Annotated in this window: 1 protein-coding gene; it reads left to right on the top strand. The window is 64.2% G+C overall.

Annotation, left to right across the window (positions count from 1 at the left end; genetic code table 11):
* A partial coding sequence (locus tag LRF89_RS13345; RefSeq protein ID WP_238637389.1) for an Hpt domain-containing protein occupies nt 1–476 on the top strand: 476 nt, incomplete at its 5' end.
* Nucleotides 477–500: the final 24 nt, after the last annotated feature.

Here is a 500-nt window from a genome sequence, read left to right as displayed (position 1 = left end):
GCCAACTGACCACGGACTACACCGCGCTGATCGACTATCTGCGCGCCGGTGATAACGCGCAGGCGAGCCGACTCGCCCACACCCTCAAGGGCGTGGCCGGAACACTCGGGGCCGTGGACCTGCAGCAGCAGGCGGAGCAAATCGATCACGCCCTGAAAACCGGTCATGCGGTCACCGCGGAATGCATCGAAGCCCTTGAGCAGGCTTTGCAGGATGCCGGTCAGGCCTTAAACGGGCTCAACAGCGAGCCGGAACCAGCCCGGCAAGGGTCGCCGGAGGCCGTGACGTGCCTGCGGCAAAAACTGGAGGCCAGCGAACTCATCGAGGAGGAAACGTTCCAGGAGGCCCTGGCCTACCTGCGCGGCCAGGGACTCGACTGCGATGCATTGGAGGCCCTCGTGGAACAGTTCGAGCTCGATGAGGCGCTGCAGCGGCTCAACTCGCTGCTGACAGGTAACCAAGAAGGGGCAACATGAGCAGCGATACGCCACACCAGAGCG

Origin of the sequence: Halorhodospira sp. 9621 (assembly GCF_022228055.1) — a bacterium.
Classification (GTDB): domain Bacteria; phylum Pseudomonadota; class Gammaproteobacteria; order Nitrococcales; family Halorhodospiraceae; genus Halorhodospira; species Halorhodospira halophila_A.
Note: the sequence above shows the minus strand (reverse complement) of the source record. Positions and strands in the feature narration are given on the sequence as shown.